Annotated in this window: 21 protein-coding genes and 1 tRNA gene; 11 read left to right on the top strand and 11 right to left on the bottom strand. The window is 50.7% G+C overall.

From position 1 onward, the window contains the following. Positions 1 to 84: 84 nt before the first annotated feature. The 5 genes from HCU74_RS00180 to HCU74_RS00160 all read right to left on the bottom strand — a co-directional run bounded on the left by HCU74_RS00180 (position 85) and on the right by HCU74_RS00160 (position 5,904). Positions 85 to 2,352 (bottom strand): TonB-dependent receptor, encoded by a 2,268-nt coding sequence (locus HCU74_RS00180; protein WP_168448383.1) that lies wholly within the window; start codon positions 2,350 to 2,352, stop codon positions 85 to 87. 32 nt (positions 2,353 to 2,384) lie between these two features. Further along, entirely contained in the window at positions 2,385 to 3,134 is a 750-nt protein-coding gene (locus HCU74_RS00175; protein ID WP_168448382.1) for a hypothetical protein, read from the bottom strand. 79 nt (positions 3,135 to 3,213) lie between these two features. Further along, a complete protein-coding gene (locus HCU74_RS00170; RefSeq protein WP_168448381.1) occupies positions 3,214 to 3,975 on the bottom strand; it encodes a hypothetical protein in 762 nt (253 codons plus the stop codon). A 30-nt stretch (positions 3,976 to 4,005) separates the two neighbouring features. Then, positions 4,006 to 4,389 (bottom strand): hypothetical protein, encoded by a 384-nt coding sequence (locus HCU74_RS00165; protein ID WP_168448380.1) that lies wholly within the window; start codon positions 4,387 to 4,389, stop codon positions 4,006 to 4,008. 45 nt (positions 4,390 to 4,434) lie between these two features. Continuing rightward, on the bottom strand, positions 4,435 to 5,904 hold the full coding sequence (locus HCU74_RS00160) for a carotenoid oxygenase family protein (protein WP_168448379.1): 1,470 nt from the start codon (positions 5,902 to 5,904) through the stop codon (positions 4,435 to 4,437). 297 nt (positions 5,905 to 6,201) lie between these two features. On the opposite strand from HCU74_RS00160, the gene HCU74_RS00155 reads away from it, so the two are divergent. After that, the gene (locus tag HCU74_RS00155; protein WP_168448378.1) at positions 6,202 to 7,143 is read left to right on the top strand and encodes an Lrp/AsnC family transcriptional regulator; all 942 of its coding nucleotides are present in this window, start codon (positions 6,202 to 6,204) and stop codon (positions 7,141 to 7,143) included. Between the two features lie 151 nt (positions 7,144 to 7,294). Here the strand turns inward: HCU74_RS00155 and HCU74_RS00150 are convergent, their stop codons facing one another. From HCU74_RS00150 to HCU74_RS00140, 3 genes are all read right to left on the bottom strand, one after another. After that, positions 7,295 to 7,492, bottom strand: a complete 198-nt coding sequence (locus tag HCU74_RS00150) for a hypothetical protein (RefSeq protein WP_168448377.1) — start codon at positions 7,490 to 7,492, stop codon at positions 7,295 to 7,297. Positions 7,493 to 8,040: 548 nt separating this feature from the next. Further along, the gene (locus tag HCU74_RS00145) at positions 8,041 to 8,400 is read right to left on the bottom strand and encodes an Arm DNA-binding domain-containing protein (RefSeq protein WP_168448376.1); all 360 of its coding nucleotides are present in this window, start codon (positions 8,398 to 8,400) and stop codon (positions 8,041 to 8,043) included. An 11-nt stretch (positions 8,401 to 8,411) separates the two neighbouring features. Continuing rightward, the gene (locus HCU74_RS00140; RefSeq protein WP_168448375.1) at positions 8,412 to 8,627 is read right to left on the bottom strand and encodes a hypothetical protein; all 216 of its coding nucleotides are present in this window, start codon (positions 8,625 to 8,627) and stop codon (positions 8,412 to 8,414) included. Between HCU74_RS00140 and HCU74_RS20370 the strand changes: the two genes are divergently transcribed. Then, positions 8,626 to 8,979, top strand: a complete 354-nt coding sequence (locus tag HCU74_RS20370) for a helix-turn-helix domain-containing protein (protein WP_428480329.1) — start codon at positions 8,626 to 8,628, stop codon at positions 8,977 to 8,979. The two genes, HCU74_RS00140 and HCU74_RS20370, sit on opposite strands and share 2 nt — an antisense overlap. A gap of 249 nt (positions 8,980 to 9,228) precedes the next feature. Here the strand turns inward: HCU74_RS20370 and HCU74_RS00130 are convergent. Further along, positions 9,229 to 9,305: transfer RNA gene (locus HCU74_RS00130), tRNA-Pro, on the bottom strand. Between the two features lie 284 nt (positions 9,306 to 9,589). Between HCU74_RS00130 and HCU74_RS00125 the strand changes: the two genes are divergently transcribed. The 7 genes from HCU74_RS00125 (at position 9,590) to HCU74_RS00095 (ending at position 15,999) form a co-directional block, all read left to right on the top strand. Continuing rightward, the gene (locus tag HCU74_RS00125; RefSeq protein WP_168448373.1) at positions 9,590 to 10,108 is read left to right on the top strand and encodes a YHS domain-containing (seleno)protein; all 519 of its coding nucleotides are present in this window, start codon (positions 9,590 to 9,592) and stop codon (positions 10,106 to 10,108) included. Between the two features lie 5 nt (positions 10,109 to 10,113). Further along, positions 10,114 to 11,223 (top strand): diguanylate cyclase domain-containing protein, encoded by a 1,110-nt coding sequence (locus HCU74_RS20225; RefSeq protein ID WP_168448372.1) that lies wholly within the window; start codon positions 10,114 to 10,116, stop codon positions 11,221 to 11,223. Positions 11,224 to 11,452: 229 nt separating this feature from the next. Continuing rightward, positions 11,453 to 12,529, top strand: coding sequence for a PAS domain-containing sensor histidine kinase (locus HCU74_RS00115; RefSeq protein WP_168448371.1), 1,077 nt, complete (start codon positions 11,453 to 11,455; stop codon positions 12,527 to 12,529). Between the two features lie 77 nt (positions 12,530 to 12,606). Beyond that, entirely contained in the window at positions 12,607 to 14,196 is a 1,590-nt protein-coding gene (locus tag HCU74_RS20220; RefSeq protein ID WP_168448370.1) for a histidine kinase dimerization/phospho-acceptor domain-containing protein, read from the top strand. Next, a complete protein-coding gene (locus HCU74_RS00105) occupies positions 14,142 to 14,576 on the top strand; it encodes a sensor histidine kinase (RefSeq protein WP_246864401.1) in 435 nt (144 codons plus the stop codon). The genes HCU74_RS20220 and HCU74_RS00105 overlap by 55 nt, the downstream gene beginning before the upstream one ends. Continuing rightward, positions 14,563 to 14,985 (top strand): response regulator, encoded by a 423-nt coding sequence (locus HCU74_RS00100; protein WP_168448368.1) that lies wholly within the window; start codon positions 14,563 to 14,565, stop codon positions 14,983 to 14,985. The genes HCU74_RS00105 and HCU74_RS00100 overlap by 14 nt, the downstream gene beginning before the upstream one ends. 57 nt (positions 14,986 to 15,042) lie before the next feature. Then, complete coding sequence (locus tag HCU74_RS00095; protein ID WP_168448367.1) at positions 15,043 to 15,999, top strand: diguanylate cyclase; 957 nt, start codon at positions 15,043 to 15,045, stop codon at positions 15,997 to 15,999. Positions 16,000 to 16,031: 32 nt separating this feature from the next. On the opposite strand, the gene HCU74_RS00090 is transcribed toward HCU74_RS00095, so the two are convergent. Continuing rightward, complete coding sequence (locus HCU74_RS00090) at positions 16,032 to 16,643, bottom strand: alpha-ketoglutarate-dependent dioxygenase AlkB family protein (protein ID WP_168448366.1); 612 nt, start codon at positions 16,641 to 16,643, stop codon at positions 16,032 to 16,034. Between the two features lie 24 nt (positions 16,644 to 16,667). Beyond that, positions 16,668 to 17,408 (bottom strand): 2-oxo acid dehydrogenase subunit E2, encoded by a 741-nt coding sequence (locus tag HCU74_RS00085; protein WP_168448365.1) that lies wholly within the window; start codon positions 17,406 to 17,408, stop codon positions 16,668 to 16,670. Between the two features lie 241 nt (positions 17,409 to 17,649). Between HCU74_RS00085 and HCU74_RS00080 the strand changes: the two genes are divergently transcribed. Together HCU74_RS00080 and HCU74_RS00075 are read left to right on the top strand one after the other, a co-directional pair. Beyond that, entirely contained in the window at positions 17,650 to 18,081 is a 432-nt protein-coding gene (locus HCU74_RS00080) for a hypothetical protein (protein WP_168448364.1), read from the top strand. 182 nt (positions 18,082 to 18,263) lie between these two features. Beyond that, positions 18,264 to 19,451 carry an acetyl-CoA C-acyltransferase gene (locus HCU74_RS00075; protein ID WP_168448363.1) on the top strand — a complete coding sequence of 396 codons (1,188 nt, stop codon included), beginning with the start codon at positions 18,264 to 18,266 and terminating at the stop codon, positions 19,449 to 19,451. The last annotated feature ends 9 nt before the right edge of the window (positions 19,452 to 19,460 follow it).

Here is a 19,460-nt window from a genome sequence, read left to right as displayed (position 1 = left end):
GCGAGCAATACCAATGCGAGAGAAATTTGCGCACGCTTTATCGCAAATTATCTATATCAATACTTTGCAGCGAAGAACGCCGAGTTAGTCAAACTGATAACTCAACTGCAATCCATAGCTCCGCGGATCGGCATGAATTTGCGACGTTAGATGAATAATATCGGCGGTAAAGACGCCGATAATATAATCTTTATTTGTTATATTTTTTACAAAAGCTCGTACATTCAACTTACTATCAAGCATACTCAACCCAAAGTAGGCATTATATAACGAATAACCCTCTTGCCGATCCGAATCCTTGTACGAGAACTGAGTAAACGCTACTGAATCCGTAGTATATGCTTCCAGACGAATCTGTGATTCATTTACAAAACGTGAATCAAAAGGAATAAATAAATTAAGCCCAAGGTTCCCGGTATATTTAGGCGCACGATTCAATGGCATTCCTGACAAGTCCTGAGGCTCGGCGACATCAGTAAAGAAGTTGGGGTTTTCAAAACCATCCTCATCAATAAACTCATCGTATTTCGCGTCGAGGTAGGATAAGGCCAGATCAATATTCAACCAATTTTTTGGCGCATACATGATTTCTGATTCCACACCTACGCCGGATGCCTTTGGTGCGCTGATAACTCGCAACCCAATACCATTGTATTCGAGCACCTGATAATCCGTGTATTCGTAATGAAATATCGCAGAGTTAATCGTTAGCTGATTGTCAAAAAATTGCGCTTTCAGCCCGACCTCAGAAGAATTTACTTTTTCCGGAATATAGCTTTCGCCACATTCAGTGCTGCTTATTCCTCCCGCTTTGAATCCACGCTGGTTTTGAACATAAACTAATATCTCATCATTAGGCTGCCATGACAGTTCTAACTTTGGGTCAAAGGATGTGAATCCGACTTTAGTCGAAAATTCGCTGCAACTGTCACTTATGACCGAACCTGCAACTGGCGAAACTACTGTATTAAGGACTGGCAGTAAGGCAGCTGGTACATTTGATGAGTCTATGATTGCATTAAATGTTTGCAAAGCCTTCTTGGTTTCTTCGCTATACCTCGCACCTACCAGGAATTTCCACTCTTCGTGAAAGTGCCATGAAACTTCAGAAAAAACAGCTTTAGCAATGTTAATCTGATCTTCGAGCAGCGCATCTAATACTAATACACCCCCAGTTGGCGTTGTAGCTGTGCCGCTGAGTTCGTCAGCATTTAAAAGGGGTGTGAAATTTGTATTGCCCTTATCCTGGAAGTAAAACGCACCTAGCAGCCAATCTACACTCGCATCAAATAGTGAACCCGATAGATCAAACTCCTGAGAAAAGGTATCCGAGTCCTCGTCTCTTATCGCATCTATAATGAAGTAATTTGTTGCATCGACGCTGTAGTATTGATCTGTCTTATGATGGATTTTGGCCGAAATTGACTTTAGATCGAAATTTTCTGCCCCCCAACTTAATGTTAAGATCGCTAATTCTGTTTCTTTACCTGTGAAAGGCGTTCTATCGTCATTAATATTATTTGGATCACCGCTAACACCAACACCTGGTTTCAAGAACGGCGTACCCAGCACAGTGGTTAACTCTTCAATATTTACTGGGGATGCGGTTGGGTCAGATCCGGTATCGGTTCGTTTGTACATGTTTAAGTCGATGATTAAACTATCGCTCAAATCTAAAGAGAGGGCCGCGCGAAATCCCTCTGTTGCAGTCCCACCTACCTTGTCTCCGTTAAATTCATTAATCCCAAACCCGTCAAATTCATCTTTCATATAGAAGAAGCGACCGCGAAACCTATCAGTAAGCGGACCGGATAAATACCCTTCTACAGTTTGACGCCCTTCTGAACCAGCACCAATAGTTATTTTAGCGTCAAACTCCTGAGTCGGTGGAGTCGATACAAAATTAGCCGCCCCACCCGTCGCATTTCGCCCATATACCGTGCCTTGTGGTCCACGAAGTACTTCTATTTGGCGCATGTCCATACCTGCCGTACTCATACTACCAAGTCTAGGTAACGCGACATTATCGACATGCACTGCCACCCCTGGTTCACCGATGCCCAAGGGTAAATTAAAGCCGATACCTCGGACGGCTATAAAGGGAACTCCGCCAATTTCACCGTACTGCAAGTTCGGCACCGAGTTCTGCATGTCAGACAAGCTACTTACATCCCTGAATTCCAGTTGCTCTGCTCCCATAGCGGAGATCGCAATTGTCGTATCCTGCAGATTCCCATCGCGCTTTGTCGCTGTAACCACTACCTCTTCTATAGCTGAGCGTCGTCCTTCCGCAGCTATTGCAGAAGTAGACGCTATAAATGTAAGCGACAAGGTAAATAATAACTTATTCATATTTTTATCCTATTTCCTGTCATACGATGCTGCTACTTTGCCTTATGTAAACGTGACGCTATAGACGTCGCACCTAGCACCGTCATAACCGTGAATGTCAGCATCGCTCCGCCCAACACCCATTCCATCACCTTTGGCAACTCGGCGTATAAACCGTAATAAAGAGGCCACGACGCTGAGGCAAACACCATGGGCAATGCGAGCGTACTGACAGCCATTGCGACCAAGGCACGTTTCAGTCCCTTAAGGGGAAAAGCAAAAGCGTATAGTAACAAGCCGCCAACTATCGGAACTGGTGCCATTTGAGGGGCCACAACAAGATATTTCAAAGGCGCTTCGCCGTAGTACAGCCAAGCATTCGACATATTACCCAATGTTTCTATGAGGACAACAGATATACAGGACCCTAATGCAATATAGTGTAGAACCTTGCGCTCTACACCGTTGGCCATCATTCTCGCAATCTGCACGGATAGGGCACCTACCCACGGTATATAGCCTATGACGAGAAACCAGGGAATATCCCGCCCCATATTAGAGAACGCCATCGGGTTATTTTCGGCGTAAACGATTTTTCCAAGGATATCGTAAATTGGCTCGTTTAAAGAGCATATAAAAGCGCCGATACAGACGAAGATCGGCAGTAAGTCCCTTTCTTTAACCGACAAGTAAAGGCACCACAATATCGACCCCAGCACAACAGGCGCAAACAAGTACAGCGGTAAATTACCGCCTACAGTTGACACAATCTGTGGGTGTTGAAATATCTCAGAAATATCCATTTTAAATCCTCTTTCTTATATATCGAAAATTATTATTTGGTAAACGCACTTAAATATATAGCCCTTCCTTAATGGCCAATTAGGCCGCGCGCCTATCTTTTATATCGGAATCTACAAACCACACCGCGGCTACCGCAAGGGACAAGGTAATAGCTACGGCGACGAGGTCTCCAATCAGCGGCATATCGGAATGCAACGTGAAGAATATTGGCCAACTTATGCATGAAAATGCCAAGTTCAACAACACCCCTGGAAGTAAGACATAGTACAACTTTGCTAAACCCCTAACCTTTTTATCCAATACAAATAGCAGCCAGCCAGACAGCACCAAAAACGGCCCCATTGAGAAGGAACCGGCAACGTGTGAGAACGGCCCCTCGCCATAGTATTGCCAGTGACCACTGCTTATACCGACGTAATCAGTTAGCATAACGGAAATAAAAACAGCGATAGACAATGCATAAAGAGGCATTCCAGTCATGCCTTTTTTTAATTGTTCATACATCAACCACGGCATGGTTGCCACCCACAACAAGTAACCGGGGAACAAGTAACCCGGCGTATTTAGGTTAAATGCCTCGAACCCAAAAAAGGTATCGCGGTAAATTATACCCCCCAACACGTCATACATTGGCTCTACAGTTACGGCTAACACTCCCCCAAAACAAAGTAGCAATGGAATCCACTGTTTATGCTTAAACCCGGTATAAAGCGCATGAAGTACAGCAATCAGCCCTAAAAAACCAAATAGCAAATATGCGTACATTCCTCCCTCGGGCGCGGCTTCAAGAACCGGTGCCAGCACAAGTGGCTCCATGGGTATTTCTAAAACATCACTCATTAATTACTGCCCTCTATTTATGCATTTCACTTATCCCATCGACGGGGAAAGTTTTCTAAGTTTTTTGTAAAACTCTTTCTGAGACTCAGTAGGTCGAACCGAAGCGAGCTTAACCAAAGCAGCCTGTTCGCCCTCTACTTTTATCTTTTTAGAGAAATATGCCGGAAGAGCTGATTTAAATTCACCTAGTACGACAGCGGTATATACCAGTGACTCGCTAGCCGTAATCGTTGTTTCAGCAATTTCAGAATGCCCCTTCTGAAGCAACCCATTAACGTAACTCGCTTCCGTTATCTCTCCGTTATTCATCTTTATATTCAAATTAATACCAAGCCCCATGAATGCCGTCGGCACTTCAACATCAACGCCCAAACGACGGTATTCATCGAACCAATGATCACTTAAAAATGTCATAACAATTCCATATATCCGAAATAGCAATACAGATTTCGTATTCAATCAGGCACTGAAATTCATCCAATGCCCATGAGGCGTCCACCCTATTTGGAATGGTAGCTTTATGCGCGCTACTGGGCCGGACTCGAAATTAGCGGTGTCGATGATTACGTACTCAGACAGGTTATCCATGTAAAGGGATATTGGCGCTATGAGATAACCGTCCCCCTCAGGCGCATCAGCTGTCCGGGGTACAAATGTTGGCTCGAATATGGCGAAATCTTGCTCGTAAACTAATTTGCAAACTTCTTCGTCGCCGGTAATAACATTTCTCTTGATTAAAGTATCAAGCATGAATAAATTCGGACCGCTAACCAAAAAACCGCACGTATAGGGCTTGCCGTAGTAACGTTCATCTATCTTGGGAAACTCTACGGGGCGATCATCAAAGCGCTCTGTCTCAATACGCCCTGCCTCTAGGTCGACTATCCAACGACCTATTACACCCGCACCAAAAGGCACAAAATCCTCCCCGATATCAACTTCGTCTTCAAATGGAAAAGGCGCTCGATCAAATATTGGGCCGTCTAAAATAATTTTGCCGTCAATCTCATTTGCAGACATGGTGTGCATAATATATTCGGTTGGAAAGTCAGCTTTAATCCAGCGAATATCGCCCTCAAGACTACGCGGAATAAACGCCAGAATAGTTGGCAATTCCGGGTCCCAACCGAGGAATGAAAGGTCTTGATTCATCACTCGGTCAGTACTGGCGTAAAACGGCTGAAACGGCAGTACCAGATACTTTTCTGTCAACCACGCGTCATGAGCATTTGTCGCGTAGGGTGCGTCGTCGAGCTCACGTGTCTTAACTGTGCCATCAGGCTGAACAAAATGCATAGTCACGTAGGGCGCGGTGTCTCGATAAGTCCACCCGAAAATCTCGCCGGTGTCAGGGTCCCACTTAGGATGCGCAGTGAATGTCGCATTACCATCCATCCCAGGAGAAAGCATCCCGGACCATTCAACCATTCCGTTCGTCTCAAGGGTCTTGGGGTTTAAGGACATCGGCGCAAGCGACTGCTCGGCCAAAGCAAGAACCTCATCCCCTGTATGTGCGTAATAAGGGACTGCGTTTACAATTGGCGACCCACCCGGAATGCCGTAGGTAACAGTTCCATAGTCATTCTTCGGGATTTGCCCGTATCCACGCCAATCGGCCCACGCGTCGTGCCATTCAAAAAGGGCTTTTCCATGCTTCTCTTCAAGCAAGTACTTGGGAGAACGCACCCAGCGATTGAGGTAACGAACCTTGCCTTGCTCAAAAATCAACCCCTGAACCATCCCGTCACGAGAAGAAAACCCGGTCACCCCTTGTATCGTTTCGCGCTTCCACGTAGGTCCGCAGCGGTAAAACCCACCGACAAGATCAGCAGGAACCTCACCTTCGACAATACAATCTTCGACTGTAGCCTCGAATCTCTGGGGCTTCATCGGCCCCATAAACAGGACTTGCTCAGGATACGGCCTCATAAGTTCACCTTTTCCTACTTATCTCTTATTTTCGCTCATATAATTACATTATATTGATAATGTCAACACAATATGTGCGATATAGTGACTATACATGTAATTCATGGAAATCTCAGTACCGGACGGCTGACACCAGGAAGCGCGACTTTCAGTAGTGACTTAACGTGCAGCTACTAAGCACAAACCAGTCAAGAAATAAGATAGAATTACCAGCTATTGTTTATCGGAACTCGCACAGCTCTTGCCTGACCTGGCACTTACCAGCAAGCAATATCGCAATTTACTTGGATCAAATTGATGGCCTTTATTGAACTTGACTCTCTTGATGAATCTATCATTGCAGCGCTTAAAAACGATGGCCGAGCCACAACAAAAAGCCTTGGAAAGCAATTTGGTGTCGCGCATACAACAATCGCTTCTCGAATTCAGCGGATGCGAGACCTTCAAGTCATGCACGTGCGTGCAGTCACTGACGCGAAGGCGTACGGCTTCAACGAACTAGCTATAATCGGCTTCCAAATACGTGGTTCTTCGCAAGAGGTAGCCCAACAGATTCGCAAAACCTGCCCTGACATCGTCGTTTACGTAGCAAGCGGCACACTCGGACGCTTTGACCTCATTGTCGTATTACTTGCAACAAACGTCACTGAGCTACAGAAATATGTCGACGAGGAGATATCTAAACTCGGATCAATCGTCTCCTCTGAAGTCTGGCTGTCTGTGGAGGTGTTGAAGTTTGTCACTGAGTGGGCCTTGCTCAATCAATCCGGTCATTCATTACCTCCAAATCCTGCCATAGAAGATGAGCGGCAAATTATGGAGTTATTTTATGAGGACGGCAGGATGTCTTATAGCCAAGCATCGAGAATACTGGGCTATACAGAAGTACAGATACGAAACAAGGTAAACCGCCTTGTCAAGGAGAAACTATTACATTTTTCAGCGGTAAAAGACCCCCAAACAATAGGCCCTCCACTTATGGCGCTCATCTTTATGAAGGTCGAACTTAAGCACGCCAGAAGTATTTCAGAGCGACTATCATCCAGGGAAGAGTTCGCCTTCGTTGGACGCTTTATCGGTCGGTTCGAAATTATTGGCCTAGTCACCCTTCAGGACGTATCTGCCCTTTTCAAGTTAGTTAATAGCGAGCTACGACAGCTAAAAGGTATGATACGTACCGAGACTATGCAAATAGTCGAAAATTATCATCAGGAACCTCGATGGGTCAGAATTCTCTAGCAAGCTGTTTATTTTGTCGCCCGGAAATACTGTGTCAGATATACTGCGAATAGCGATAAACCCTTTCTGGCTTTGGCTCAGTGCACGGTACAGATGTTTTTCCGGAGTCGTTTTTTACAACGGTACAGCTGGAGTCTTTTGTTCCAGTTGATCATCCTCTGAGGCCAATCACGGTGCTGCTGGGTGCGGCGATGACCGCAACGGTCGCGCAAGCGACCACAAATCGCACCAGCGGCAACAGGCTTTGATAGCTCTCGGGCAGCGGGTCGACATCGCCCACGACCATCCACGCAAAGGTAAACCAGAACGCCGCCTCTTCAAATTTAGGTAATGTAGAAGCGGATACCACACTCGATTGGTGAAATTGCGATTACAGAGGGGCTTTCCCTGGGTATTACAGAAAACATAATCGTAGTGACCGGATACCCCTCGCTGGGCAAGCAAGGCTTCGTAGACGGGTACGGACATTTGCACCTCCCGCTGGGAGCCATCGGTTTTAGTGTACTCCATCCTGTGCCCAGGTCTCCCGGACCCGTATTTCCCGACGCTCGAAATCGACATATTCCCACTAGAGCCCGTCGATTTCCCCGGTTTGCAAGCCAGTAAAAAAGCGGATGACAAGGTAATTGGCGAAATCCGGGCGAATGAATTCGATAAGGCGGGTCACTTCGTCCAGTGAGAAGGGATCAATATGTTGTTTTTTTGAGTTTTAACGGCTTAATCCGAGCGGACGGCGATTGAAAGCCATAGCGACTGCCGCCTTCAGCCAATACCTGTGCTAGAATCATCAGAATCTTTTTGATGCGGGACGGCGACAATCCTACGCTGCCGTTCTTACGAGGCATTTTTACACGCGACGCCAGTATCTCGGCCTTTGAAATCCTATCTAGTGGTTGATCACCAAACATTGAGATCAAGTACTTGTTGAGAGTCAATATCACGGTGACCCTGCCGCCAGACAACTTCATTTTCCGACAGCCACACCTCGGCAAACTCCCGAAAGCAGGGTAAACCGGAGTGCACACTTTCTTTGCGGCGATCGTGCTCAACGAACTGAGTGACTTTCTTCGACTTTGGGAAGTACTTTCCGTATTCGAAGGTGTCGAGAACAATTTCCGCTTCAATCCGCTCCAGAATTTGTTTTGCCCGCTTGCGATTGGCGGGCGTGTCCTCGAGCTTTGTTTGCTCGCGGCAACGGAGGCCGCGGTAGCGAAAATCGATATAAATGTAGCCGTATCTAGTTCCAATCGAGGCCATTGAAAACGCTCCTACTGCAATCCAGCGATTAAGTCACTTGTTGCAACAGGGGATGCCATATCCTTTTCAATACGCTCCCAAATGTAGAGAATTTTGCGCCCACCAAACGGACGGATGTAATGGACACCTTCAAGCAACACAGAGTCCTTGAGGCAGTTGCGGATAGTACGAGCATCGTATTTGATACGTGCAGACAGCTCTTCGGTGGTCAAATATGTATTGTTCATGGTAAATTCCCCTGCTCAAACATGTAGACAGATGCTTAAAAATATAAGCACATGTACACATGTTAACACCCATATGACCCTGCGCAAGCACATATGCGCATTTTTTTGGACATTTGCACATATGATTAGATTTCGATTCAAAGAACTTCTGGCTGAGAAGGAGTTTCAGGAAGGGAGATCAATACCTATAACTGAGGTGGCCAGGGTCACTGGGATCAATCGTGGGACCCTGTCAAAAATTGCAAACGAGAAAGGTTACAGCACGGTAACGTCAAATATTGATCAGCTGTGCGAGTATTTTAAATGTGAAGTGGGTGACCTCATGGTTTATGTGAAGCCTTCTGAAAATTAAGCTAAAGAATGGACTCCCCCGGCCCAGTAAAAACACCCCCATCATAATGATGCAGACTGGCGATATTAGTCTGTCACCCAAGGCAGGAGTCAAAATGGCACAAATTTCAGCTCCGCCAAACCGGCCGTGGTCACCATTTGGTCACGAAATGGTCACGAATCGAAAAATCGCTGGGTTATGGCGGTGGAATGCAGGAAGGTAAAATCGTCTGAGAATCTTATAAATCATGGCTTTCAGCGACTTTAGCAATGGTCGGAATGAGAGGATTTGAACCTCCGACCCCTGCCTCCCGAAGGCAGTGCTCTACCAAGCTGAGCTACATTCCGCTAAATTTTGTGGGCACAAAGCATACCAAGGCTTGTTACGCGACTCAATACACTCCACATGCCCTTTCTCCTGAGCCATTGTGGGATGTCACGCGTTTTCCCACCGCAATGTCTTCACCCTCTGCCAATTGCCAGAACCGCAAGATTACGACCACTCGGTATAAGTGTTAGCACTTACAGCAGCGTGACCCGCTTACCGCTACACTAACTTTGGAAAACCAGCCAATGGCGACAGGCTACTGCGAGTATACGACGGCACTACAGACTACAAAGGATGGATGGTCATGCCCCAGAGACACCGCGCACCGCATTCCCACTTTCCTTTCTTTGTGGCCTGCCTGTTTGGCTGGGCAGCACTGTCGTTTGCCTCCCCTGAAACCTCCCCCACCCACCCTGAGGACGACGCCAAGCCAGGCGACTACGCCAGCACATCCCGTGGCCTGCTCGACGGCTATGACCCGGTGTCCTACTTTGACGGCCACCCCCGGCGTGGAAAATCAACATTAACGCTGGAATATCAGGATGTGACAATCCGCTTTACCAACGCCGAAAACCGTGAGCGCTTCTCAGAGTCACCCGAACGTTACCTGCCGCAGTTCGGTGGCTACTGCGCGTACGGTATCCGCATGGGCAAGCGATTCAATATCGACCCTCAGGCCTTCGACATTATTAACGGCCGCCTCTACCTGATGCTGGATGACTCAACCCGCTTACTTTGGCGGCAGAATCTGGCGGAAAACATTGCCATCGCCGAGCAAAATTGGTCAAAGATGGCCGTCGCTGCCAGCGCAGATAGCGATTAAAAACAGTGACAGGGCTTGGCTGCAAAGTTCAACGACGCGCCTCTCTGCGGTTTTTCTCTATCGTATTGGCGATTTGTCTGCTCTCTTTTTTCGCAACACTTTTTACCGGCGAACAGGCGCGCTACAACAGTGACCTGCGGGAAATCCAGTCGAAACTCAATACTCTCGGGGCGACCTACTCCTTGCTCTACGCCGAACCCATCGCCAAAGGCCGGGACGATGTGCGGGATTTATATACTGTCGCCTTGCTCACCGATCTCGACGTATCGTCGTTAGTCATTCTGACTCCCAATGGCGAAACGGCCTTCGAGAATATCAACCATATAGACGCCAAACACGAAACCTACACCCAGTCCTGGCCCATCAATTTTGCCGATAACGACGGCATTGAGCGCGTTGGCACTCTGGCCCTGACGATGAGCAGTCGTCGTATAGATTCGGCGCTGGAACAACGGCTGGTCAGTTTGGTCACCGAGTTTACTGCCTTGCTTATCGCTGCCCTGTTTGCTGTAGCTGTGGCCTTCCGCTATTCACTGCGAGAAGCCTTTTCACAATTGTCCCATCAGGCCAACCACGACGCCCTGACCGGCCTGATGAACCGAAGGGCAATGTACAACTTGCTTACACGCGTGCTCGAACAAAAACCAGAGTCAGGAATTCAGCCCGTTTTAATGTTTATCGACTTAAACAAATTCAAGCAAATTAACGACGCTGGCGGCCATCAGGCAGGGGACGCCGCCTTGCGATTTGTCGCCGGAATACTACGACGGCAGGTACGCCGCGACGACGCGGTTGCCCGCATGGGCGGCGATGAATTCTGCATACTGCTTCGAGGGTGCGAGCGAGTTAATGCAGACCAGATTGCAACCAATATTTGCCGTGCGCTCGAGCGCGAACCCTTTGAGTGGCAAGGCAGTCACTTTCGACTCGGCGCGAGTATCGGTATTGTGGATATTGTCAACGGACAGTATGGCGTTGACGATTATCTGCGCCTTGCCGACAACGGCTGCTACCAAGCCAAACGACAGGAATACGGCAATATTCAGCATGTTGAACTGGCCGTCCAGCCGCCACCAGCCCAGTCCCGCGCACAGCAATGCTCCTTGGGAACATAGCACTGGGATCAAATAAGTAAAAACACCTACAGCCACAACCTGTACCTCCTTACGCGCTAGCGTTACAGTGACTAATACACAGTTACGGCCTTAGCGTGTCCCTCGTATTCCAATCACCACAGGGGCTGCAAATTTCTGTCCCGGCAGAACTTCGACGATTGAGTTTCAACCCACCAGCACTAAGAGGAGCATCATAACAAGTCCATTGAAGCCAGCGCCCCAGGAGATTTTGAAGCGCCAGGGAGCACTCGACTTCATTCTGGCGGAGGCCCTCGATGGCCTGATAATTTACAGTACTCACCACTCGAGTGAGACTTGGTGCTCGCCGCGATTTTTGGAGACTCTCGGTTACGCCAGCTCTGACCTCCAGACGCCAATTGAAGAGGTACTGTGCAAGCTGGATGGCTGGACGACGGCACTGGACGATTGGTTAACAGGTCAGGCAGGAACCAGTTCGGCACACAACCTGTGCCACCGCCACCCCAGCGGCACCACCACGTGGTTTCGATGCTGCGGCAATCTCATACGCGGCGACAATGGCAATGCCGATCACATTATTATTAGTTGCACCGATATCACCACGGAAATCAACCGATCACAGCAATTGGAAGAGAAGACCAAGGAGCTATTAAAATACAGCTACGCGGTTTCCCACGACATCAAGGCACCGGTTGGCAACGCCGCACTGGCCCTGAAAATCATTCACAACAAACTCAAGGATGTCATCGACGCCGGCACCAGCACCCTTCTCGCGGAGTTATCCACGTCCATGCAACGGCTGGTTGGTATTGTTGAGCAGCTCCATGAGATAGCGGCTCTGGATGCGCCTCTGTCGCCGCCCGAGCCAACAATGCTCTCGGATCAGATCCGGCTTGCCCGGAGCCAACTTGCAGCAAAAATTACCGACAGCAAGGCACAGATTGTGTTGGAGCAGGATGGGGAGCTGACAGCCCATATTGGTCTGCTAGCAAACGTGCTACTCAAACTGATCGACAACAGTATTATTTTTTGCGAGGACGGGCGCGCTCCCACCATTTCTATCAGCATTAGCGATGCACAGGAGGCGTGGTATATTAGCGTGGCGGACAACGGCATCGGTATCGCCGAGGAAAACCAAGGAAAGATCTTCGAACTACTAAAAAAATGCTATGCAGATCGACAGTTAACCACCTTCGGGTTGGGGCTGAGCTACTGCAAGAAAGCCGTAGCGCGAATGGGCGGTAATCTGACCGTTGAGTCCAGGCTTGGCGAAGGCAGCACCTTTACTTTTTCGATCCCTAAAACATCCATAAACGGCGGGAATTAAACAATGTTATGTCCGGCTCTTGGCTCAACATCACGCCTTGCCCACCTTTTTAGCGCAACATTGGCTTAGGAAACCCCGTGACCAACCCACAAACCAAATCTGGCCCGAGGTCACGCAATATTTTTCCGCAGCTGCTGTTGCCGATTCTGGTACTGATCCTGCTCAGCAATATGCTTACCCTCGGCACCACCTATCTCGCCCTCGATCGCGAACTGCGTATCAAAGACGACAGCCTTCTGGTGACCGACACGGAGAAAGCAACTGAATACCTGAGTTCAGTCTTTGAGCAATTACAGATCGACGCACGCCAAGCCCACAACTTTCCAGCTCTAGAAGGGGTCATCCGCTCCCAAACCGATACTCGCTACCACCACGAACTGGAAGAGTGGAAAGCCCGTCTCGCGCAATTGTTCTCCGGTATGATGCGCGCCAATCCAGCCCTGTCGCAAATGCGCTATATCCAGTCAGATGGGGTGGAAATCGTTCGGGTAGATCGCTACGGCCAGGACAACTCACTACAGGTGGTACTGGAGCAGGACCTGCAGGACAAAAGCGATCGCCCCTATTTCATAGCCAGCATGGGCTTGCCAGAGGGACAGGTATACCTGTCAAAGGTGGATTTGAATCAGGAAAACGGACAGATCATCAAGCCTCTGGAACTAGTGCTTCGTGCAGGCACCACAGTCTATTCACGCGGAGCCGAGTCGCCACAGGGCGTGTTGATCCTGAACCTTAACCTGGACTCGATTCTGGCCCGCATCCCCAATCTGGTGGGCAGTAACCGCTCGGTGATGGTCGCCAACGCCGGGGGCGACTACCTCTACCATTCCAGTAAACCGTTCGCCATAACCGACGACCCCGTCGGCAGCCATAACCTGTTCAGCGATTTCGCCCTGCAGCCCCGAGAGCTGGTCGCCGGGGAGCTGTATGTCCAGGAGCAGGCAGACAACCACCTCGCGCTGACCCCCTTCGAGTACGGCGACGGCAACATCAACAACACGGTATATGTTGCCGTCAGCAGCGAACACGAGGATATTGTCAGTGTTCGGGACACGGTAGCCAAACGCACAACACTAACCCTCTCGGCGGTATTACTGGTGACGGTTCTGCTGTGTGTTGCCATCGCACGGCGTATAGCCACACCACTAACGGGGCTTTCCCAGCGCATACGCCGCGGCGACCAGACAGATTTCAAATACCGCTTGGCCGCCAACGCACCCAATGAACTGCATCATCTTGCTGAGTCATTCGACGCTGCCTACGCCCGACTCGCTGAAAAGCAACATCAACTTGAAGCAGAGATTAGCGCCAAGAAACAAGCCCAGCGCACCCTTGAACGCAAGGTCGAGCAACTTAACAAAGCCAACCAGGAGCTGCGTCAGTTTACTTACATCGCCTCCCACGACTTACAGGAGCCCCTGCGCACTATACGGAGTTTTATTGGCGTTATTAGCAAACAATACGAAGACCAGCTCGACAACAAGGGCCGCACGATGCTCGGCTTTGTCGAAGACGCCAGCGCGCGTATGCAGGTTTTGGTCAAAGACTTGCTGGACTACGGCAGAATTGGCGAGAAGAGTTCACCCGCCCCCTGGATCTCAACCAGTTGGTCATGCACGTTCAACAAGACCTGGCCTCCGCTATTAGCAGCAAGAGTGCGAAGCTGACCATTGAAAACTTGCCCAACCTGCGCGGTTACGAAACAGAACTGCGTCTGCTGTTCCAGAATTTACTGTCCAATGCGTTAAAATTCTCCCGACCCGACACGCCCCCGGAGATTCATGTCTCAGCAACCCCTGTGGCCGGCGGTTGGAAGTTTTCGGTCCGCGACAATGGCATCGGCATCGCCAAGGAACATCGGGAGAAAATATTCGGTGTTTTCAAACGACTGCATACCAAGCAGGAGTACCCAGGCACAGGTATAGGCCTGGCCCATTGCAAAAAAGTCGTCGAACTCCACAATGGTCATATCTGGGCTGAAGAAAGCAGCAGTGGCGGCACCCAGATCGGCTTCATACTTAAGGAACCTGAAGATGAAAAAACTTAGCACAGTACTATTGGTCGACGACGACGCTGCGACCAATTTTCTTCATCGAATGGTAATTGACGACTACGGCTTTGCCGAGCGTATCGACGAAGCCTATGACGGTCAGGAGGCTATCGATTATCTGACCACTCAGGTCGACGGCGCTTACCCCCGCCCGGAGATGATTTTTCTGGATATTAATATGCCGCGCATGGATGGTTGGGAGTTTCTCGAGGCTTACAATCAGCTCCCAAGCGCTTGCAAGGGTGGGGCCGTTATCGCCATGTTGACGACCTCGCTCAACCCCGACGACCGGGACAAGGCACGGGAATTTAACTGTGTGCAACACTATGAAAACAAACCCCTGGATGAAGAAAAACTGGATGCTCTGCTAGCCGCGACTTTTCCCGACTGCGTCAGGGACAAATGAACCAGAGCCCGCAATACATCCGTACACATCAGCCCCACGAGTAGACGAGAAAGCAGCATGACCAGTGCCACAGACCGACAAAGCATTCTTATCGTAGAAGACGACCAGCTCAGCGCGGTGTTGATGGCAACATTGCTGGCTGATCTCTATACAACCCATCATGCCAATAGCGGAGAACAGGCAATGGCGATGCTGGGCGAAGTACAGCCTGATCTGGTCTTACTCGACGCGATGATGCCGGGTCTTGACGGCTATCAAGTGCTGAAGGAAATCAAGCGGCATGAGAACCTGGCCGACATTCCGATTATATTTATTACCGGCGACAACAGCCTGGACGCAGAGATTCGTGCGCTGGAGGGCGGAGCGGTTGATTTTGTGCCAAAACCCTACGACCCCAAAGTGGTCAGGGCCCGTGTGCACCTGCACCTTGAGCTGCTGTCGAAAACCCGCGCCTTGCAAGCCGCAAATGCCACATTACTGCACCTTTCGCGAAGTGACCCCCTTACCGAGTTAGCCAATCGCAGGCATTTCTATGAAGTGGCGATTGCCGCCCACGCCGATGCCAGGGAAAAGGCCCAGCCACTCAGCCTGATGGTGATCGACATCGATCATTTCAAGTCTATCAACGACCACTATGGCCACGCTGCAGGTGACGCGGTACTGACCGAATTTTCAGCTTTTGCGCGTAAATTCATGCGCAGCAAGGACTGTCTTGCCCGTATTGGTGGTGAGGAATTTGCCTGCCTGTTGCCCGACAGTAGCGCAGAGCAGTCTGCAGCGATTGCCGAACGTTTTCGACAAAGTGCGTCTGAATTACAGCTGACCCCTGCAACCGGCCTGAATATCAAGCTGACCGTATCCTGCGGCGTCACCGAATTTCAACACGGCGACAACGGCGTAGACCGAGCGCTCATGCGCGCCGATCAGGCCCTGTATCGTGCAAAGCGAGAAGGACGCAACTGTGTTCGCATCGCTCACCAGAGTGATAGCGAGGCCGCTGAGTTTTTATCCTAGCGCGACCTGAGACGACACAAGTCAGTTCCGCCCTACGCCCGGTCAATCGTCCTGAAAGTCAGGTTGATACGCGGCTCGCTTACCGTCTTTGTGGGAGGCAAGCGATGCAGCCAGTGGGATTGGGTCTCCCCTTTCATCAATAACAGGCTGCCGTGGGCAAGGTTTAAAGACAGCCGTTCAGGACCGCGTTTGTGCTTGAAGGCAAAACGGCGCTCAGCACCCAGACTCACCGACGCGATCGTACCGTGGCGCTTTAAATCCCTCTCGCCGTCGCTGTGCCAGGCCATACCCTCAGAGCCATCGTGGTACAGGTTTAGCAGACAGGAATTGAAGTGCTCCCCTGAGCATTCCTCTACCACTGCCTTCAACGCCAACAGGTCCTCCGTCCACCCCAGCGCCGTTTTGGTCACCCTGGAATAGGTATACGCGTAAGGGCGATCGCCATACCAGGCGACATGTCGTCGAGTGGCAATATGCCGCCCCATTATCACTGCCTCGTCGGGCTGCCAATCTATCCCCGTCCGCAAACGCTGAAAAAAGTGGTCTGCCGCGGCTCGCTCAATCACTGGCCCAAGGTAATTCACCACTCCGTCTTTAGGCAGCAAATTCTCATCAAGACTCAGCAAGTGGGGAAAGAGATCCATGCGTAGTACTCATAGAAGGACAACTTAGCTAAAACTATAGCTCGCCAGCCAATCGGCCACATAGCGAACAAAACGCGCGGCATCGGCGCCGTTGATAAGCCGATGATCGTAGCTTAAAGAAAGCGGCAACAAATGGCGCAGTTCGGGCTGCCCATTGTCACCCGGTAAAAACTGAGCACGGGTGCGGGTGATACCCAAAATGGCCACTTCCGGGGCGTTAATAATCGGCGTGAATGACGTGCCGCCAATATGCCCCAGCGACGAAAGGCTGAAACACCCGCCGGACATTTCCGCCATCGCCAAGCCTTTGGTGCGGGCTTTTTCTGAAAGCGTGGCGATTTCTGCCGCTATTTCATCGATACTTTTCCTGTCGCAGTCGCGAATAACAGGCACCAATAGCCCCGCGGGCACATCCACGGCAAATCCGATATGAAAGTATTTTTTCTGTATAACCCGAGAGCCATCGGCAATTAGCGAACAATTGAACTGCGGGTACTCCTGCAACGCCGCCACTGTCGCTTTCATCAATACGGGCAGCAAGGTGCGCTTGTTTGCCGGGTAATCACTATTCCATGCCCTGCGACGCCGCTCAAACTCGGTAACGTCGGCATCGTCGTTGTGGGTAACGTGAGGAATCGTTGACCAATTGCGCTGCATCACCCGGCCGACGTAGTGCTGGATATTGGCCATAGGCCGCTCATCGACCGGCCCATATGCGCTAAAGTCATCTTCAGGCCAGGGAAGCATTACCGAGTTATCTCGCATTATTTTATTCTCCATTGGTTAATTTCAGTGCCGCGCAGACTCTCAGTTGACTGCAAGACAGCGCCAGCCAGCCGATGCCGGTCATTTTTCGCCGTCGTTATTCCGTTATCGCCGAAATTGCTGTAATTTTTACTATTGGCGCCCACTCAGAAATGGCCTTTCACGATCGCACAGTTTTTGCCACGAACATCTCGGCGGATATCGAAACATTGCCGCCGAGCACAATAAAGGGTACACCCCAATGAACCAACGACTGCTTGTCTTTTTCGTCGCATCAATACTGATCTTGCTGGGCTTGTGGGTCGCACTCAACCCCAGGCATTCAACGCCCGGCACCATCGCGCCCGACAATACACCTGCCGTGTCCGCAGACAGTGGATACGCAGCGTCGTACAGCGCCACGAAAGTCGCCATATTTGAATTGGATATTGTGGGCGGCAAACTGGCCAGCGGCCCAAGCCAAATGATCGTGAACAAAGGCGACGATGTCATTATCCGTGTACGCAGCAATTTTGGCGACGAACTCCACTTGCACGGCTACGACATCAAGCAAGCACTCGTGGCGGGCCAGCAACACCAGCTACAGTTCGAAGCACGCTACGCCGGGCACTTTGAACTGGAACTTCACAGCAACCACTCTCCCGTTTCCATCCTTGCCGTTATGCCCGATTAAGGGCGAACAGGACAAGGGAACACCGGTAGCAGTCAACACAACGGCGTCTCTCGTGTACAATTACTGACTACTTGTTCGTTTTTTACACCAACCATAGCGGACCTGCAATACCGCGCAGGTGCTTCCAGCGGTTGGCCAGTAGTGGCGCACCGCACAACCATAAATATGACAGAGGGATAATCATGTCTGCAGACCCGATCGTTATCGCGTCCTATGCCCGTACCCCCATGGGCGGCTTATTGGGAGACTTCGCGTCGGTAAAATCCACTGACCTCGGCGCCGCTGCGGTGAAAGCCGCCGTAGAGCGTGCCGGACTGTCCAGCGACCAGGTCGATCGCATCTATATGGGCTGCGTGCTGGCCGCCGGATTGGGGCAGGCCCCGGCACGTCAGGCCGCACTGGCGGCCGGCCTGGCTCGTTCTACCCAGGCCACGACCGTCAATAAAATGTGCGGATCAGGCATGCAGGCCATTATCATGGGCTGCGAAAGCCTCGCGGCAGGCGCGGCAGACGTCGTCGTAGCCGGCGGCATGGAGTCAATGACCAACGCCCCCTACCTCCTGCCGAAACACCGCAGTGGCGCCCGCGCAGGTCACGACACCATCAAGGATTCCATGTTCCTCGACGGCCTTGAGGACGCCTATGAGCAGGGCACCGCAATGGGTATTTTTGCGGAAAACAGCGTACGCAAATTCGGCTTTACCCGCGAAGAACAGGACGCCTATGCCATCGAGAGTCTCAAGCGGGCCAACAATGCCATTGCCAGCGGCGCCTTCGACAGCGAAATCGTGCCGGTGGAGGTCAGCACCCGCAAAGGTACGGTAACTGTCAGCATTGACGAGCAACCCGGCAAAGCCAAGCCGGAAAAGATCCCCAGCCTGAAGCCCGCCTTTGTCAAAGACGGCACGGTGACACCGGCGAACTCGTCGTCCATCTCCGATGGTGCCGCCGCAGTGGTTATCACCCGTGCCAGCGTGGCTGAAAAGCTCGGCATGACAGTTGTCGCCAAGGTCGTCGCCAGTGACTGCCACGCCCACGAACCCGGCGATTTTCCCAGCGCCCCCGTACCCGCCATGGAAAAAGTCATGAAGACCGCCGGCTGGAGCGTGGCTGATGTCGATCTGTTCGAGGTCAACGAGGCCTTCGCTGTTGTGGCGATGATTGCCATGCGCGAACTGAACATTCCCCACGACAAAATCAATGTTAACGGTGGTGCCTGCGCCCTCGGCCATCCCATTGGGGCCTCCGGCGCGCGCATTATCGCTACCCTGCTCGGCGCGCTGCAAAACCGCGGCCTGCGTCGCGGTGTCGCGGGTATTTGCCTTGGCGGCGGCGAAGCCACCGCAATGGCTATTGAGCTTGTAAACTAAACGCTGTAC

The sequence above is a fragment of the Spongiibacter thalassae genome (assembly GCF_012272835.1).
GTDB lineage: Bacteria > Pseudomonadota > Gammaproteobacteria > Pseudomonadales > Spongiibacteraceae > Spongiibacter > Spongiibacter thalassae.
Note: the sequence above shows the minus strand (reverse complement) of the source record. Positions and strands in the feature narration are given on the sequence as shown.